The sequence below is a fragment of the Synechococcus sp. H55.10 genome (assembly GCF_047502715.1).
Taxonomy (GTDB): domain Bacteria; phylum Cyanobacteriota; class Cyanobacteriia; order Thermostichales; family Thermostichaceae; genus Thermostichus.
The window spans coordinates 46,412-62,286 of the sequence record NZ_JANSJJ010000155.1; the positions used below are offsets into that span (position 1 = coordinate 46,412).

Here is a 15,875-nt window from a genome sequence, read left to right on the forward strand (position 1 = left end):
AAATGCCGCAATGGCCTCTTCCTGTCTCAAGGCCGCCAAGAGCCCTCAAAAACTGTTCTCTTGCGGCTCCAAAAGCAACACTTGCCAGCGCAGCAACTGCTGCAACTGCGGCCAGCTCAGGGGAGAGTCTAGGCTTTCTTGAAGGGCTTGGACGGTGCGGATCCCGTCCACCTGCTGCAGGAAGGCGAAGGCTTCCTCGCTGAGGGAGATGGCCTCATAGGCGTAGTTGAAGAGGCTCCGCCCCGGCCACAGGCCCAGGCAGGGGCTGAGGTGGGCAACTGCCGCGGCCACATCCTCTGGATGTGTCCATTCCCAGCGGCGAATAGGGGGCTTGCCGAGAAAGAGCTCGTAGTGGGCCACCACCGGATCCAACAGCTCGATTAGGCGGTAGCGCTCCGGCTCCGGCAGTTGGGCTGCCTGGGCCAGTAGGGTTTCATCTTTGCCCAACACCCGCTCCAGCCGCCAGAACTCTGGGTTGGAAAAGCGCAAAAACTGCAGCCCTGAAGCCTGAATTAGCTCAAACAGCGTCTCGATGGTGTAGTCCACTTCCTGCGGGTGCAGGTACATATCGGCAAAGCATTCGTCGTCCACGTTTTCGATGGCCCAGCGGGCGCGTTCCTGCTGCTGGATGCGGTTGCTGTCTGGCAAAATCTGGAAAAGGCGGCGGCCCACCTGGAGCCCTTGCTGTAGGTGTTCTGCGGAAGCTAGCGGCTGATGCTCTGAGCCAGTGACCAAGAGGCGGATGGCCTTCTGCATCAGGCGGATCTCGTGGCGGCCCAGCTCGCCGTACACAAATAGGTGCAGGATCCCGCTGGGAGCCAGCTTGTTTGCCAGAGCCTGCAGCCCCGCCACCGGATCCGGGAGGTGGTGGAGCATGCCTACGCAGTTGATGAAGTCGAACTGCCCCGGCAGTTGGTCAATGTCGTAAACGTTGAGCTGGCGAAAGTGCACCGGTGGTGCCTGGGAAGCCCGGCAGCGGGCCTCGGCAATCTCCAGGGCGCGGCTGCTCAGGTCAAAAGCCCAGATTTCGGCGTTGGGGTTTTGGTGGGCGATATACTCCGTCCCCACCCCAGAGCCGCAGCCGGCGTCCAGGATGCGCACTGGGCGGCGGCCTGGATGAGCACCTGTGCAAAAGGCATAGGCCTGGGGCCAGCTCCAGCGCCAGTTCCACCCCGGCGGGGGAACGGTGCCGATGGGCTGTGGCGGGAAGGGGTAGAGGTCGTAGAGCTGCCGCACTTGTTTGAGAATCTGTTCGGCGCTGCGGGACTGCATAGGCTCTCCGGCCAGACTATCCAGACTATAGTGACGATATCTCCCCTGAGGACATTTCTCGCCAACGCTCTATGGTTGTCCGCGCTTCCCATCCTCTGCAAGCTGGCCTCACCTTCGACTGGATCAAGCTGACGGCTGAGCTCAAAAAAATTCTCGATCCCCGGCGAGTGATCAGCAAGCCGGAGGAGCTGTTGGTTTACGAGTGTGACGGGCTGACCAGCTACCGGCAAAGGCCGGCTTTGGTGGTGTTGCCGCGCACCACAGAAGAGGTGGCGCAGGTGGTGAAGCTGTGCAGCCGCTACCAGGTGCCCTTTGTGGCGCGGGGATCCGGCACTGGCCTTTCGGGAGGGGCGCTACCCCTGGAAAATAGCGTCGTCATTGCCACCACCCTGATGAAACAGATCCTGGAGATTGACCTAGACAACCGCTGCATGGTGGTGCAGCCGGGGGTGATCAACGCCTGGATTACCCAAGCGGTGGCCGACCAGGGCTATTTTTATGCGCCGGATCCCTCTAGCCAGTCGGTTTGCTCCATCGGCGGCAATGTGGCGGAAAACTCCGGCGGCGTCCACTGCCTCAAGTACGGGGTAACAGCCAACCACATCCTCGGCTTGACGGTGGTGCTGCCGGATGGGGAAGTGGTGCGCTGGGGGGGCAAGATCCCGGAGATGCCCGGCTACGACTGGGTAGGTCTGTTTGTCGGTTCCGAGGGCACCCTGGGCATCGCTACCGAGATTACCCTGCGCCTGCTGAAAACCCCGGCCCAGGTTCAGGTTTTGCTGGCGGACTTCGACAGTGTAGAAGCAGCGGGATCCGCCGTCTCTGACATTATCGCTGCCGGGATCATCCCCGCCGGCCTGGAGATCATGGACAACTTCAGCATCAACGCCGTCGAGGATGTGGTGCAGTTGGGCTGCTACCCGCGGGATGCGGCGGCCATCTTACTGGTGGAGGTGGACGGGCTGGAGCTGGAGGTGGAGGAAGCCGGCCAACAGGTGAGGGCGCTGTGCCTCAAAAACGGGGCCCGCCAGGTGCAAGTGGCAGCCGGCCCAGAAGAGCGGGCGCGGCTGTGGAAGGGGCGCAAGGCGGCCTTTGCTGCAATGGGCAAGCTCAGCCCCAACTACTACGTCCAGGATGGGGTGATCCCCCGCAGCCAGCTAGCCTATGTCCTCAAAGAAATCGAGCGCCTCAGCCGCGAATACGGCTACCCGGTGGCCAATGTGTTCCATGCCGGCGACGGCAATCTCCATCCGCTGATCCTCTACGACGAGTCGGTGCCGGGATCCCTGGAGCAGGTGGAGAAACTGGGGGGCGAGATTCTCAAGCTGTGTGTGCGCCTGGGGGGTAGCCTTTCTGGCGAGCACGGCATCGGGGCGGAGAAACGCTGCTACATGTCGGAGATGTTTACGCCCACGGATTTGGAGAGCATGCAGTGGGTGCGGCAGGTATTTGACCCGCAGCACATCGCCAACCCCGACAAGATCTTTCCCACTCCCCGCACCTGCGGCGAGGCGGCCCATGCCCACCGGCGGCCGGAATGGCAAGGGATCCCTGTCTTCTAGCTGGCCTGCCGCTGCTGCTGCAGCTCGGCAAAGGCCTGGGCAAAGTCTTCCTGGCAGATGACCAGGGTTTTGGCATCCACCGTCTCGGCAGTGGCGCGGTGGCGGCGGATGGCGGCAATGGCGGCACGGTTGCTCAATAGAGCCAGATCGGCACCGCTCCAACCTTGGGTCTGCTCGGCCCACCCCTGTAAATCCACATCCGGCCCCAGGGGACGCTTGCGGTTATGTACAGATAAGATTTCCCACCGCCCGGCGCGATCCGGCAGCTCCACACTCAGGTGCAGCTCCAGCCGTCCGGCACGGGTGAGGGCGGGATCCAAACTGGCTTTGCGGTTGGTAGCGGCCACCACCAGCACCCCCTGGCTGGGGCGGATCCCGTCCAGTTCGGCCAGGAGTTGCCCCAGGACACGGTCGCTGACGCCACTATCGCCGGAGTAACTGCCTCGCGCGGGAGCGAGGGTGTCGATCTCATCGATGAAGATGACGCAAGGGGCACACTGGCGGGCGCGGGCAAAGAGTTCCCGCACCGCCTGCTCGGAGGATCCCACCCATTTGCTCAAAAGCTCCGGGCCGGAGACGGCGATGAAATTGGCCTTGGCCTGGGAGGCGATGGCCTTGGCCAGCAGCGTCTTGCCGGTGCCGGGGGGCCCGCTGAGGAGGATCCCTTTGGGGGCCTGGGCCTGGGCCTGCTCGTACAGCTCCGGGTGCAGCAGGGATCCCTCGATGGCCTCCTGCAAAATCTGCTTGGCGTGCTCCAGGCCGCCGATCTGATCCCAGCTCACCTGGGGCGACTCAATTTCCACCGAGCGCAACACCGCCGGCTTTACCTGTTGCAGAGCCTGCTGAAAGTCCGCTGCTGTGACTTTTAGGGATTCGGGAATGGGGGATTCCAAATCCGGCACCTGACGCCGCAAAGCTGCATAGGCGGCCGCCTGGCACAGGCCGCGCAGATCCGCCCCCACAAAGCCCAGCGTCTGATCCGCCAGGCTGTCCAAATCCACATCCTCCGCCAGCGGCATGCCGCGGGTGTGAATGGCCAGGATCTCCCGCCGCCCCTCCCGATCCGGCACCTTAAAGATGATCTCCCGGTCAAAGCGCCCCGGTCGCCGCAGGGCCGGATCCAGGGCCTCAGGCCGGTTGGTGGCCGCCAGCACCACAACACCTTTTTGAGCCGCAAACCCGTCCATCAGCCCCAGCATTTGAGCCACCAGGCGTTTTTCTACCTCCCCCTCGACGGTGGCGCGGTTGGGGACAAGAGCATCGATTTCGTCGATGAACACCAGACAGGGGGCAGACTTAGCCGCCTTCTCAAATAGCTGCCGCAGGCGCGCCTCCGCCTCCCCGTAATACTTGCCGATCAGTTCCGGGCCGACAACGGCAATGTAGTTCACCCCCAGGCTCTCGGCCAGGGCGCGGGCAGTCAGAGTCTTGCCGGTGCCTGGGGCTCCCACCAACAGCACGCCACGGGGCGGATCCAGTCCCAGCTTGGCCAGCAGATCGGGCCGCTTGAGGGGAAGTTCTACCATCTCCCGCAGAATTTGGAGTTCTTCTTTCAGACCTCCCACGTCCTTGAGCGCGAGGCCCTTGGCGCTGCGGAGCGAGTCCGTTGCAGCGGCTCTGCTTTGCTCACATGGGCCCGCTGCAGGTCTAACCTGCGGCTCGCTGCTCCAAGAGGATTGCCCCGTGGCGGTTTGAACGCCGCTGGGACGAGGGGGAATAGAGCCGGAACGGGGAATAGAACTGCCCAGAGGCCGGGCCTGGACGCGAACTTCAGTTCGTAGTTCCCCACTTTGTTTTTTCTCATCCAGCTTCTGAGCCAGCTCGATTAACTGCTCAATACCCTGGATAAAGTCGCTTAAATTGGCCATAGCCGGGATTTTCCATCACACAGTCGTCTGCAAATTGACCCCGCCAGAGGTTCCAGCTCATCCCCTGCCTGGCCGGTTCAGGTGAGGAGAGTTCCACGGCCAGATGCTCAGTATGATACCCTTCACTTCGACTGCCGTCCTTGCTGGGTGAGGAAAATCTGCTCTCGGATCCAGCCCAGCCAGGGATCCAGCCCGGCACCCGTCTTCGCAGAAAGACAAAAAATGGGCACAGAAGGGTTGATCTCACGGATGTTGGCTTGCATCCGATCCAAATCCACCTCCAAAACAGGCACCAGATCCACTTTGGTGATCAGCAGACAATCCGCCTCTCGAAACATAATCGGGTACTTGAGAGGCTTATCCTCCCCTTCGGCAACGCTGAGCAGCGCTACCTTGGCGTGTTCTCCCACCTCAAACTCCGCCGGGCAGACCAGGTTGCCGACATTTTCCACCAGCAGCAAATCCAGTTGTTGCGGATCCAGCAGGGCTTCCAACTGCTGTAAACCCCCGGCCACCATGGCCGCGTCCAGATGACAGGCCCGACCCGTGTTGATGGCAATCACCGGGATTCCGTAGCAGCGCAACCGCTCTGCATCCAGTTGGGTTGTCATGTCTCCCTCGATCACCGCCAGGCGCAGCGAGCCGGCAAGAGCGGCCACGGTTTTCTCCAGCAAAGAGGTCTTCCCGGCTCCGGGAGCGCTCATGAGGTTCAGACAGGTCACTCCCCAGGCATCGAAGTGCTCCCGGTTGTGGTCGGCCTGGTGTTGGTTGGCGTGGAGCAGGTTAATCCCCAGATCCAAGACTTGATGCATGGCACAAGCTGTATGTGGGTTGCGGTTGAGAAGAGAAAAAACTCTAGCCTCCGAACGAGCGGAACTCGCTCATGGCCGGGGCAGGGGAAGGGCTGGCCGAAAGTTTGCGCACCTCAGAGCAGAAAGAAGCCATGCTAAAGCCACCAAAGCGCTTGACGGTGCTGGCCCGCAGGCGCAGGTTCGGGCTGGCAAACCAGATGCGCTCCTCTGACTCGGTCATCTCATATTCGGTGTAGAGGGTGAGGGCGCCGTCAGATCCCATCACATAGGTACCGGCCACCGGTATTTTTTCGGCATAGCCCTGATCCCGCAGCAATTGCCCGCGCATGGGATCGACCTCATCGGGGATGGGAACCAGCACCACATCGCCTTTGTACTCTTCGTTGTCCCACTCCTGCTCGCCATCCCACCGCACCCGCGCTGCTCCCACAGCTCGCTGCGGATCCACCTTGAACAGCTCACAAACCCGGATGACGGCTGGATCGGTTGGCGCAAGCGTGGCAATCTGGACTTTCGACCTCCCTCCCTCAGAGCGGCGAAAAGCCAAGTGATGGCTGGTGCGCTGGCACATCCACTCCCCAGCACTGAGGGCGAAAAACTCCATTACGGTCATCATGGCCGACGCGGATCCTCTATCGATAGACAGGATTTGCCGATCTTAGCTTGCGTGGCAACTCACCCTTAACTCTCAATTTAGCTTTTAAGGGGTTCGGGGAGCTCTCAGTCCTGCGCTCTGGCATTCCCCATGGCACGCTACGCCAACCGTGGGGTTGGGCCAGACCAATCCACCTCATGTTGCTCACGCCCGCAGCGACTTCCATTGCCAAACCGCACCTAAACTTTGCCCTCAGGCCCAGACCACGAAACCCAACAGGGATGTGGGGCAGCCGGCGTCGTACCGCTGGCGGTCGGTGAGGGGAGAATGGCGCTTAGAATCCAGAAATAACAAAACCGGCTTGTCGGCAAAACAAGAATAAATTGTAAAAATTCCCTTTTGGGAGAAGGTTAACAGATGAACAGAGAACGGGCAAAGCTGGTGTTTATGGGAGCAACTGTTTGTGCGTTTACAGCACTGGTTGGAGCGTTTGCTTTTCCCATTCTTTCGTGGCGTCGCTGGTTCCTCCTTTTGTCAGCCATCTGTGGCCTTGTTGTCTCTCTAGCCAATATTGAACTGGGCAGAGAGGAGGAAGAAGCCCCCCAGACTCGCAAGTGGCGCATGGTGTCCCGTTTGTATGAGATGGCTCTTGGGTCAATTTTTGTCATTCTCGTATTATTTTTACTATTTTTAGCCTGAAGTTTTGCCGATAGGCGGGCGGCCAGCCCATCGCCATTTGGAGTAGCGAGACCGGGGGCAACAATCCAGTTGGGCTCGGTCAGATCCTGGCAAATCTTTGTATCCTTAGGGTCGGTAGGTCTGTTGCAGAGGGTGTGGGGAGTGACAAGTCTGAGTCGTGTGGCACACAGGCTGAAAGGGTGGATGGTGTTCGGATTGCTCGCCCTCTGTCTGCTGCTGTGGGAAATGGCCCCGTCTCAGGCGCAGAATGTTAACCAACTGCAGCAGCGCCAGCAGCAGATCCAGCAACAAATCCAGAGCACTCAGCGCCGCCTCGGAGAAGTGCGCCAGGCCGAAGAAGAGGCCCGCCGCCGCATGGGATCCCTGCGCCAAAACATTCGCCAAACCGAAGCCAGCCTGCGCGACAACCAATATCGTCTGGAACAGGCCCAGAAGGCCCTAGAGCAAGCGCAGCAAGAGCTCCAGGAGCTGCAAGACCGCCTGAGGCGGCAGCAGCAGGGCACGGCCGCCCGCTTGCGCTACATGCAGCGGCAGGGGGCAGAACATTGGTGGGCTTTGCTGCTCACCAGCCGCGACCTGAACGAGTTTTTCGATCGCCGCCACCAGTTGCAATTGCTGATCGAGGCCGACCGGCAGTTGATCCGGGAGCTGCAGGCGATGGCTGAGGAGGTGGAGCAGCAGCGCGTTGCTCTGGAGATGCAGCGCAACGAGATTTCTTTGATTTTGCAGGAGCTGGCCGCCCAGAAAAACCAACTGCAGCAGCAGGCTGCCGCCCAAGAGCAACTGGTGGGCCGCCTGGCCAACGAGCGCGCTGCCTATGAAGCAGCCCAACGGCGTTTGGAAGCCGATTCTCAACAGTTGACCGTCCTCATCCAGCAACTGATCGCCCAGCAGGCTCAGCAGCGAGGGGGTGGGGATCCGGTTCAGGGGACGGGCCGGTTGATCCCACCGGTGCGCGGGCCGATCACCAGTGGCTTCGGCTGGCGGGTTCACCCCCTCTATCGCAGCCGCCGCTTTCATGCGGGGATCGACTTCGGTGTGCCCACCGGCACGCCAGTTCGGGCATCAGACCGGGGCACGGTCATCTACGCCGGTTGGTACGGCGGCTACGGCTACACGGTGATTGTGAACCACGGCGGCGGCATCACCACCCTCTATGCCCACAACAGCCGCGTCGCCGTCGGGGTGGGCCAGCAGGTACAGCGGGGGCAGGCCATTGCCGCTTCTGGCTCCACCGGCCTCTCCACCGGGCCTCATGTTCACTTTGAAGTGCGGGTCAACGGCCAACCGGTGGATCCGCGCCGCTACTTGTGAAGCAGCGCCTCTGCCGGCACCGGCTGTAGGGATCCCGCCTGCAACGTCCACTGCACATCGGCAATAGAGGACAGCTCCTCCGGGTCGTGGGAAACCACCAACACCGTCCAGGTGGATTTCAGCCGGGCCAACAGCTCGATCAACTGCCGCCGCACGGACCAATCCAGCCCCGCCGTCGGCTCGTCCAGCAGCAGCAGAAACGGGCCGCGAATGAGCTGCACCGCCAGGGCCAAGCGCCGCTGTTGCCCGCCGCTGAGGTGGTTGGGGAAGGTGTGCAGAGGGATCCCTGCCAATCCCACCTGCTGGAGGACATTCTCGATCTCCTTTTGCTGCAGTTCCGGGTGGCCGAAGCGCATTTCCTCCAGCACCGTCAAGCCACAAAAGTGCCGCTCCGGGAACTGAAACACCAACCCCGCCAGGCTGCGCAACTGGTTGAGGGAGAGCTCCGTCCCGCCCCAGGCAATCCGTCCCTGGGTGGGCCGCGCCAAGCCGGCCAAGATTTCCAGCAGGGTGCTCTTGCCGGCCCCACTTTTGCCCACGATCAGCCCCAACTGGTTCGGGCCCAGCTCAAAGGAGAGATCCTTGAGAATCGGCTGGGAAACGGCTGCCGGATGGTAGGAAAGATGCTGAACCTGCAACATAAGCGCCAAGGAGGGGGATGCTGTCGTTATTTTGGCACCGGAAGATCCCCGCCCAACAGCCATCGCTTCGCTGCAATCGGCAGGTTACCCCAAAACGATGCCGATGTCTGGCAGGCAGATTGAGCTAGCCTGGAGACAGGGTTAAGTTATTGCTCTGGTCATTCGGATGGCGCAGCCTTCTTCTGCAGATTCTTCTTCGACCGGCATTCGCGCAAGCGTTGCGGAGCAGCAGGGATCCCCCCCGAGCTATACCCGCCTGGCCATGCGCAACATGGTGCGCAAAGGCAGGACCTCTCTGCTTCACTTCACCCTGACAGCGGTGGGGTTGGTGGCTCTGCTGGTGGGGTTGGCCTACCTGTTTCACTGAGTTCCACGGTTGTCAGTTGGGCGGAAAAGGTGCACTCTGGGGGTCTCTCGCTACGTTCGCTGTTCCTTTTCAGCTTTTCCCCAAGGTTAAGTGTTAGGAAAGAACAAGCAGCAGTGGATCCCACAGCTCGAGCAGATGGCAATCCCGGCTGCTGAAACGCCAACCTCTGGCCTTTTGGATTTCGGCCTATGCAGACTTCGCCAGATCTCACCTCCGCTCGTTCTGTCATTCGCCTGCTGTTGTTTGCCAAGAGTCGAGCCGTCGTTGCTGAACTTGAGAAGCATCTGCTTCAGCACATCCAGGGGTTACCCGGCCAATACCCTGCCCAACTAAAAGTGGTGCTGCTGGAGGAGCACCCCTACCTGGCGGAGCATTACAAGTTGGTGGCGACTCCAGCTCTGGTCAAGGCCGAACCTCTGCCCGCTCAGGTCTTGGCGGGGGCCGACTTGGCAACACAGTTGGAAGTGTGGTGGCCCCGTTGGCAGGGCCAGGCGGCCTTGGCCTCCCAACAAGAAGGTGCAGGACAGGATCCCACCCCTCCCCCGACCACCGAGGCGCTGTTGCAAATGTCGGAAGAGGTGTTTTTGCTGCGGCAGGAACGGGCCCAATTGCAGGAGCAGTTGGACTTCAAAGACCGCGTTCTGGCCATGTTGGTACACGATTTGCGCAGCCCCCTGACGGCCACGGCTCTGGCGGTCGAAACCCTCCAGCAGGGGCGCGAGGGATCCCTGGACAAAGCGCTGGAGCGGCAGTTGTTCGACCACGCCCGCCAGCAACTGCGCAAGATGGACAGCATGATCACCGATATTCTCGAGTCAGCCCGGGGCGCCGCCTCGGAGCTGAGGATTCGAGCCGTAGAAACCCAGTTGCCCAGCCTGTGTCAGCCGGTGATCGAAGAGCTACAGCCGCGCATGCAAGCCAAGCGGCTGCAGTTTCAAGCGGATATTCCCGTCGATCTGCCTTCTGTTCATGTGGATCCCGACAAGATCCGCCAAGTTCTGTTCAACCTGCTGGATAACGCCATCAAGTACACCCCTGCCGAGGGATCCATCCGCCTCGATGTCCTCCATCGCACCAGCCAAAAGGTGCAGGTGACCGTCAGCGATACCGGCCCCGGGATCCCGGAAGCCGACCAGGAGAGCATCTTCTCCGATTCCGTTCGTCTGTCCCGGGATCAACAGCAGGAGGGCTATGGCATCGGCCTTTCCCTCTGCCGGCGGATTGTGCGCGCCCACTATGGCCAGATTTGGGTGGAATCTGTCCTGGGCAAAGGCAGCAGCTTTCATTTCACCTTGCCGGTATACCGGCTCTGCAAGCGCTAGCCAAAGGCCCCGGCAGGCAAGCAGATATCTGGCAACAAGGACTCCGTCTCTGCCGGGGTTGAGGCCGCAACGGTTTGATTGATGTCTGGGTCGGGTCAGGTTGGCCAATTTGTGTGTTTAATTAAACCGAGCCACCAGAGCTGGTAAAACTGTCAACATCTTTACGCAAGCCTTGTGTGGGAGCAGTTGTTCTCATGGCCGGAGCAAGGGAGAGGAGACCAACGCCCAAGAAGCCTCGGGATCCCCGCCGCCCCTCACGATCCGCTAAGGATGCCCTATTGGGGGGTTCTGGGCGCCTGCTTCCTGCCCCGGCTGCCTCCCACCCTCAGCCGCTGCGTCTGGCCCGCCAAAAAGCCATCGCCCGTCTGCGCCAACGGGCTGTCCAGCCTCGCCGCCCAGGACGTTCTCCGGCCCTCGGAGAAGTGTTGCTCAGGGGCCTGAGCTTCAGTCTCATCCTGGGCCTGACAATGGCCGGCCTCTCGCAACTGCTGCAATCAACCCCCACTGGACAGACAGAACCTGCCACGACGCAGCTTGGGGATCCAGGGCCGAGCGATACCCTGCAGGGAGAGGCGATCCCGGCTTTGCAGGAGCGCCTAGCCGCTTTGGCCGACCAACCGGGGTTGACGGCAGGGGCCCTGTTTTGGGAGGTGGAAAGCGGCGCCTTTGCCGGCGTCAGGCCGGATCAGGCTTTTCCTGCCGCCAGCGTAATCAAGATCCCCATTCTCTTGGCCTTTTTCCAGGCCGTGGAAACCGGGCAGGTGCGGCTGGATGAACCGCTCGCCCTGCGGGAAGATCTCAAGGCAGGAGGAGCGGGCGTGCTCCAAACCCGTCCCCTGGGATCCCAGGTCTCTGCCCTGGAGGCGGCCACCCTGATGAGCACCCTCAGCGACAACTTCGCCACCAATCTGATCATCGATCGCCTGGGTGGACAGGAGGCTCTCAACCAAAAATTTCGTCAGTGGGGGCTACAGCACACGCAAATTTCCTGGTGGCTACCGGATCTGGAGGGCACCAACACCAGCAGCCCACGCGACATGGTTTGGTTGCTCAGCCAAGTGGAACAGGGGCGCATGCTTAGCCGCCGCAGCCGCGACCGCTTTTTGGACATTCTCTGGCGTACCCAACGGCCTTCCTACTTTCGACCCCACCTGGGCCAGGAGGTGCGCATTGCCCACAAGACGGGAACCCTGCGCTCGGTGGTGGGAGATGCCGGGATCCTGGATTTGCCCAACGGGCGACGCTATGTGGCGGCGGTGTGGGTGAAGCGAGAAACCCCCAACGACCCCAGAGCCGAAGAGCTGATCGCCAGCCTGTCGCAAGCCGCTTATGAGTTCTGGGCCGGGGATCCAACGGCAACCACGAGCAGCTTGCAACCCTGATCCCAAACATCACCAATTTTTCTCTCCCGAGCCCCATTCCGGGCAGAATGCAAATGCCAGAGTGGAGAAACAGGCAATGGGACAACTGGTCGATGTCAAAACCCTTTGGGTGCAGTGATGGCGACAGATCCCGTGATTAAGCTGGATCAGTTTCTCAAGTGGGCGGGGGTTGTGTCCACCGGTGGGCAGGCCAAGCAGTTGATCCAAGCCGGACAGGTGCAGGTCAATGGCGAGGTGGAAACCCGCCGCGGGCGCAAATTGCGCCTTGGGGATGAGGTGAGGGCGCTGGGCCAAGTCTGGCAGGTGCACCTGGATAAGGCCTCAGAGGGAGATCAGTGAGATCTATCGAGATCCATGCAGCGGGATCAGAAGCAGCATGGCCAAAGCCCCGATCCCCCCTGCCACCGCATACTGCCACTCCAGCCCCCACAGCAGGCAGGCAACTCCGGCCAAGATCTGGATCCCACCGGTGATCCAGTAGGGAAGGCGCGGCGGATCCACCAGGCCGTTGAGCCAGTGGCCCAACCCCATTTGCCACAGCCAAAACACCCCCAGATATTGGCTCAAAGCCGCTAGAGGGGTACGACCGACAAAAGGCAGCACGGAGAGAATCATGCCCAGGGCGATCACCAGTGTCCAGACCAAGCCCACGAAGTAAAGATGGGCCAATCCGGCAGCTCGAAACTCCGGCAGCGCCGTCTGCCGCACCATATAGCCCAAGCCAATAAGAGAAATCAGCAACCACAGCCAGTTGATGTTGGCCTCTTGGTGAAACTGGGTGGCGGCAAACCCGATCCCCAAAAGAATGGCCCAAACCAGGTACACCCGCCGACAGAGGGTCCAAAAAGGGACAGGGGATCCCAGGGTTTCCGTTGGCATGGCTTTCACCTTACTCGACGACAACAACTCGACCCACCATACTGGGGTGAATATCGCAGAAATACTCCTGAATGCCGGCTACCTCGAAGGTCAAGGTTTTGCTCTCGTTGCGCCGCAGCCGCCCTGTCCCTTGGAACTGCGCCCCTGCCACAGGAGTAGCCGTGTGGGGGGTGGAATCCAGGTTGGTGAAAGTCACCTTGCCCCCCCGCTTGAGAGTAATCTCCGGGGGCAGGTACTGAAACCCGCGAATGATCACCTCTGCTTCCGTTTGCGCCAGCGGGCCGTGAGCCTCGACTGCTGCCGTTGTCTCGACAGGATCCTGACCCGCAGCCGAGCCGGCTCGTCGCCAGCGCTCCACGGCCAAAATGGCCCCCACATTGACTAGGGATCCCAGCCCACTCAGCAACAGCAACCGCCGCGTCATTGGCATAGGGCTTTCTCCACACAGGCCAGGAAGAGCAAAAAGGCTGAGACTTCCTATAGTCGTTTAGTCGTTTTAAATAGCAATGAAACGGTTCGTTACGTCGTTATTGCTACGCACTGCCGCTCTAACTCCCCTCTCCCTTTGGGAGAGGGGTGAGGGAAGCGCTTGGGAGCTGCCTCAATAGGGACATGGGGAGGCCCTGGAGATCATCCAGCTCTACACCTTCAGGATCCAGCGCTCCCGAGTCTCGGCGCTGACGAAGGGAGCAGGCACCACCAAAATGCTCGGATCGAGGCGATTGAACACGGCCCGGATCGCAGTGGCGTGGGCAACTTCATTGGGACCGATGGTGCTGGCGGCAGCCACCAGGTCTTTGTTGGAAAGCTGAACGAATGCATCGTTGTAGGCCAGGGCTGCATCGAACTCCAGGGCCAGGGCCAGCTTGGCGATGTTGGCGTCGGAATCGAGATTGCCTTCTTTGCCGTCAATGTAGGTGGAGAGGTCGTAGCTATCCCGAGCCGGCGAGGGGGTTCCCCCCAACTGCCGCACGGCACCCGCCAACAGATCGCGGTGTTGTTCGTGATCCTTCAGGTTCTTGGTGGCCACTTCCAACACAATTTTGCCCACTTCGGTGTTGCTCAGCTTGCCGGCAGCGGTTTTGTAGGCCCAGATCGCCTGCTGTTCCAAGTCGATGGCAGCGTTGAGGATGGCGATGTCGGCAGTGTTGGTCTGGGCAGCACTGGGTAGGCTGCGCAACCCAAGCACCCCACCCACTCCCGCCAGCAAACCGGTCAACAACAAGCTGCGGCGGGAAGGCTGCCAGAACCTGCCAGATGTGGTGCTGGGATCCCATTCGGCGGCCAGGTGAGGCAGAGCGAAGGGAGTCTTTGCAGTCTTCATCTCAAGTCTCCTGTCTCGAAAGAGGGCAACCAACTTCTAAGGGCTTGCTCTTGCTCGGGCAATTCCCTCTCGGCCTGGTCTGATGGGAATACGCCGCTTGTGCTGCCCTGGATGCCTGAGGGAAGAGACTTTACATGGAATGAGCTGGACGGCTGAGCCGGGCTATCTTGAAACCAGCGGGGGCAAGCATGGGTCGGTGGTGGTGTCGTTAGCAAGCCATTCAATTCTGGGTGTGAACCTACACCTGGCTCTGCCAGAAGCCAGTCTACAGAGCTATGCCACCTGGATCGAGGCGCGTATTCAGGAGAGGCAGGGCGCCCAGGTGGTTACTTGTAACCCAGAGATGATCATGCAGGCGCAGCGGGATCCGGCCTTTGCCCAGGTGCTACAACGAGCAGAGCTGGTGATCCCAGATGGGGCGGGGGTGGTGTGGGCTTTGCGGCGGCAGGGGATCCGCGTCCAGCGGGTGCCGGGGATCGAGCTGGCCGAAGCCCTGATCGCGCTGGCGGCAGAACGGGGGTGGCGCTTGGCCTTGGTGGGGGGAAGGCCGGAAGTCAACCGGGCAGCGATTCAACATTGGCACGCTTGCTTTCCCTCTCTGTCCATTTGGGGCTACCACGGCTACTTCTCCCCTGCCGAGGAAGAAAACCTGCTGCACACTCTCCAGGACTTCCAGCCGCAACTGGTGTGGGTGGGGCTGGGCTCCCCGCGCCAGGAGCTGTGGATCCAGAGATGGCGCAGCCTCTTGCCCCAGGCCATCTGGATGGGGGTGGGGGGCAGCTTCGACATTTGGGCTGGCCAAAAACGGCGAGCCCCCCGCTGGTGGCGTGACCATCACCTGGAATGGTTGTATCGTCTCTATCAGGAACCTTGGCGCTGGCGACGCATGTTGGCTTTGCCCAGGTTTGCCTGGCGGGTGCTGTGGGATCCCGCTTCTCGCTGGCGCCCCTAGCCTGCCGGCGCTTCCTCGTCTTCCTCTTTTGTAGGCGCTTCCTTATGATGCTTGGTCAGCACATCGGCTATTCCCCTCGCGTTCACCGTTGGGCCGGTACAGCTCCCACTCCTCATCTGGCCCCCTTGAGCTTGTACAGCAGCACCCAGCCGGGATCTTTGCAGGCCCCAGCCAGCATGGTGTCCCTGCGGGGCGTGAGCAAGGTCTTCCCCAACGGCAACTTGATTTTTCAGGATGTGAACCTGGAGGTGCGCCGCGGCGAGTTCGTGTTTGTTACCGGCGTGTCGGGAGCGGGCAAGTCCACCCTCTTGCGACTGCTCTACGGGGACGAACAGGCCACCGAGGGCACGGTTGTGGTGGATCAGGTGTGCCTATGTTCTTCGGAAGGGCGGCGGCCCTACCGCATTCCACCCCGTCCGCTGGCGATGCTGCGGCGGCGCTTGGGGGTGGTCTTTCAAGACTATCGCCTGTTGGCCAACCGCACCCTGGCGGAAAATGTGGCCTTTGTGCTGCGCGCCCAAGGGCTGTCCCCCGCCGAAATCCGCCGCCGCATCGGGCCGACTTTGAAGATGGTGGGGCTGACCGAAAAGCGGGATCGCTTTCCCCATGAGCTTTCGGGAGGAGAACAGCAGCGCCTCAGCCTGGCCCGTGCCATTGTTAACATGCCGGTGCTGCTGCTGGCAGACGAGCCGACGGGGAACCTGGATCCGGAAAACTCGCTCTTGGTTCTCCAGATTTTGGAGCGGCTCAATTCTTTTGGGGTGACTGTCATCATGACCAGCCACGACCCCCATCTGGTGGAGCGGGCCGGCCACCGGGTGGTGCGCATGGAAGGAGGACGCCTGTATGATCTGCGCTGAGGCGCTGCATAGGGCGGGAATCCCGA

The 15,875-nt window shown here is 61.2% G+C and carries 17 protein-coding genes; 9 read left to right on the forward strand and 8 right to left on the reverse strand.

Features of this window, described 5'->3' with window-relative positions:
* Positions 1-45 precede the first annotated feature (45 nt).
* On the reverse strand, positions 46-1,272 hold the full coding sequence (locus tag NW858_RS09800) for a class I SAM-dependent methyltransferase (RefSeq protein WP_414520398.1): 1,227 nt from the start codon (positions 1,270-1,272) through the stop codon (positions 46-48).
* A gap of 71 nt (positions 1,273-1,343) precedes the next feature.
* Here NW858_RS09800 and glcD point away from each other — a divergent pair, with 71 nt between their 5' ends.
* Positions 1,344-2,834: a glycolate oxidase subunit GlcD gene (gene glcD, locus NW858_RS09805; RefSeq protein WP_414347454.1), complete on the forward strand. Its 1,491-nt coding sequence runs from the start codon at positions 1,344-1,346 to the stop codon at positions 2,832-2,834.
* Here glcD and NW858_RS09810 read toward each other — a convergent pair.
* From NW858_RS09810 to NW858_RS09820, 3 genes are all read right to left on the reverse strand, one after another.
* On the reverse strand, positions 2,831-4,702 hold the full coding sequence (locus NW858_RS09810) for an AAA family ATPase (protein WP_414427124.1): 1,872 nt from the start codon (positions 4,700-4,702) through the stop codon (positions 2,831-2,833). The genes glcD and NW858_RS09810 overlap by 4 nt on opposite strands.
* A 122-nt stretch (positions 4,703-4,824) precedes the next feature.
* Positions 4,825-5,514 carry a hydrogenase nickel incorporation protein HypB gene (hypB, locus tag NW858_RS09815; protein ID WP_414333809.1) on the reverse strand — a complete coding sequence of 230 codons (690 nt, stop codon included), beginning with the start codon at positions 5,512-5,514 and terminating at the stop codon, positions 4,825-4,827.
* Between the two features lie 43 nt (positions 5,515-5,557).
* A complete protein-coding gene (locus tag NW858_RS09820; RefSeq protein ID WP_414347451.1) occupies positions 5,558-6,130 on the reverse strand; it encodes a phycobiliprotein lyase in 573 nt (190 codons plus the stop codon).
* A gap of 396 nt (positions 6,131-6,526) precedes the next feature.
* Between NW858_RS09820 and NW858_RS09825 the strand changes: the two genes are divergently transcribed.
* A complete protein-coding gene (locus NW858_RS09825; protein WP_414335973.1) occupies positions 6,527-6,808 on the forward strand; it encodes a hypothetical protein in 282 nt (93 codons plus the stop codon).
* Positions 6,809-6,991: 183 nt separating this feature from the next.
* On the forward strand, positions 6,992-8,122 hold the full coding sequence (locus tag NW858_RS09830; RefSeq protein ID WP_414335975.1) for a murein hydrolase activator EnvC family protein: 1,131 nt from the start codon (positions 6,992-6,994) through the stop codon (positions 8,120-8,122).
* Here the strand turns inward: NW858_RS09830 and NW858_RS09835 are convergent.
* Entirely contained in the window at positions 8,113-8,763 is a 651-nt protein-coding gene (locus NW858_RS09835; protein WP_414335977.1) for an ABC transporter ATP-binding protein, read from the reverse strand. The two genes, NW858_RS09830 and NW858_RS09835, sit on opposite strands and share 10 nt — an antisense overlap.
* A 166-nt stretch (positions 8,764-8,929) precedes the next feature.
* Here NW858_RS09835 and NW858_RS09840 point away from each other — a divergent pair, with 166 nt between their 5' ends.
* The 4 genes from NW858_RS09840 (at position 8,930) to NW858_RS09855 (ending at position 12,173) form a co-directional block, all read left to right on the forward strand.
* A complete protein-coding gene (locus tag NW858_RS09840; protein WP_414335979.1) occupies positions 8,930-9,130 on the forward strand; it encodes a DUF3285 domain-containing protein in 201 nt (66 codons plus the stop codon).
* A gap of 188 nt (positions 9,131-9,318) precedes the next feature.
* The gene (locus NW858_RS09845; RefSeq protein WP_414335981.1) at positions 9,319-10,452 is read left to right on the forward strand and encodes a histidine kinase; all 1,134 of its coding nucleotides are present in this window, start codon (positions 9,319-9,321) and stop codon (positions 10,450-10,452) included.
* A 278-nt stretch (positions 10,453-10,730) separates the two neighbouring features.
* The gene (locus NW858_RS09850; RefSeq protein WP_414336181.1) at positions 10,731-11,834 is read left to right on the forward strand and encodes a serine hydrolase; all 1,104 of its coding nucleotides are present in this window, start codon (positions 10,731-10,733) and stop codon (positions 11,832-11,834) included.
* Positions 11,835-11,951: 117 nt separating this feature from the next.
* A complete protein-coding gene (locus NW858_RS09855) occupies positions 11,952-12,173 on the forward strand; it encodes an RNA-binding S4 domain-containing protein (RefSeq protein ID WP_414336183.1) in 222 nt (73 codons plus the stop codon).
* Positions 12,174-12,176: 3 nt separating this feature from the next.
* Here the strand turns inward: NW858_RS09855 and NW858_RS09860 are convergent, their stop codons facing one another.
* From NW858_RS09860 to NW858_RS09870, 3 genes are all read right to left on the reverse strand, one after another.
* Positions 12,177-12,713 (reverse strand): hypothetical protein, encoded by a 537-nt coding sequence (locus NW858_RS09860; protein WP_414427145.1) that lies wholly within the window; start codon positions 12,711-12,713, stop codon positions 12,177-12,179.
* Between the two features lie 10 nt (positions 12,714-12,723).
* Entirely contained in the window at positions 12,724-13,143 is a 420-nt protein-coding gene (locus tag NW858_RS09865) for a plastocyanin/azurin family copper-binding protein (protein WP_414348027.1), read from the reverse strand.
* A 210-nt stretch (positions 13,144-13,353) separates the two neighbouring features.
* Positions 13,354-14,037 (reverse strand): DUF4439 domain-containing protein, encoded by a 684-nt coding sequence (locus NW858_RS09870; RefSeq protein ID WP_414348029.1) that lies wholly within the window; start codon positions 14,035-14,037, stop codon positions 13,354-13,356.
* Positions 14,038-14,239: 202 nt separating this feature from the next.
* Here NW858_RS09870 and NW858_RS09875 point away from each other — a divergent pair, with 202 nt between their 5' ends.
* Positions 14,240-14,989 (forward strand): WecB/TagA/CpsF family glycosyltransferase, encoded by a 750-nt coding sequence (locus NW858_RS09875; RefSeq protein ID WP_414337171.1) that lies wholly within the window; start codon positions 14,240-14,242, stop codon positions 14,987-14,989.
* Positions 14,990-15,033: 44 nt separating this feature from the next.
* Positions 15,034-15,849 carry a cell division ATP-binding protein FtsE gene (locus tag NW858_RS09880; protein ID WP_414333366.1) on the forward strand — a complete coding sequence of 272 codons (816 nt, stop codon included), beginning with the start codon at positions 15,034-15,036 and terminating at the stop codon, positions 15,847-15,849.
* Positions 15,850-15,875 lie beyond the last annotated feature (26 nt).

Coding starts and splice junctions, on each gene's coding strand:
- NW858_RS09800 (WP_414520398.1), bottom strand. CDS start 1,272: ATGCAGTCCCGCAGCGCCGAACAGATTCTCAAACAAGTGCGGCAGCTC.
- glcD (WP_414347454.1), top strand. CDS start 1,344: ATGGTTGTCCGCGCTTCCCATCCTCTGCAAGCTGGCCTCACCTTCGAC.
- NW858_RS09810 (WP_414427124.1), bottom strand. CDS start 4,702: ATGGCCAATTTAAGCGACTTTATCCAGGGTATTGAGCAGTTAATCGAG.
- hypB (WP_414333809.1), bottom strand. CDS start 5,514: ATGCATCAAGTCTTGGATCTGGGGATTAACCTGCTCCACGCCAACCAA.
- NW858_RS09820 (WP_414347451.1), bottom strand. CDS start 6,130: ATGATGACCGTAATGGAGTTTTTCGCCCTCAGTGCTGGGGAGTGGATG.
- NW858_RS09825 (WP_414335973.1), top strand. CDS start 6,527: ATGAACAGAGAACGGGCAAAGCTGGTGTTTATGGGAGCAACTGTTTGT.
- NW858_RS09830 (WP_414335975.1), top strand. CDS start 6,992: ATGGTGTTCGGATTGCTCGCCCTCTGTCTGCTGCTGTGGGAAATGGCC.
- NW858_RS09835 (WP_414335977.1), bottom strand. CDS start 8,763: ATGTTGCAGGTTCAGCATCTTTCCTACCATCCGGCAGCCGTTTCCCAG.
- NW858_RS09840 (WP_414335979.1), top strand. CDS start 8,930: ATGGCGCAGCCTTCTTCTGCAGATTCTTCTTCGACCGGCATTCGCGCA.
- NW858_RS09845 (WP_414335981.1), top strand. CDS start 9,319: ATGCAGACTTCGCCAGATCTCACCTCCGCTCGTTCTGTCATTCGCCTG.
- NW858_RS09855 (WP_414336183.1), top strand. CDS start 11,952: ATGGCGACAGATCCCGTGATTAAGCTGGATCAGTTTCTCAAGTGGGCG.
- NW858_RS09860 (WP_414427145.1), bottom strand. CDS start 12,713: ATGCCAACGGAAACCCTGGGATCCCCTGTCCCTTTTTGGACCCTCTGT.
- NW858_RS09865 (WP_414348027.1), bottom strand. CDS start 13,143: ATGCCAATGACGCGGCGGTTGCTGTTGCTGAGTGGGCTGGGATCCCTA.
- NW858_RS09870 (WP_414348029.1), bottom strand. CDS start 14,037: ATGAAGACTGCAAAGACTCCCTTCGCTCTGCCTCACCTGGCCGCCGAA.
- NW858_RS09880 (WP_414333366.1), top strand. CDS start 15,034: ATGATGCTTGGTCAGCACATCGGCTATTCCCCTCGCGTTCACCGTTGG.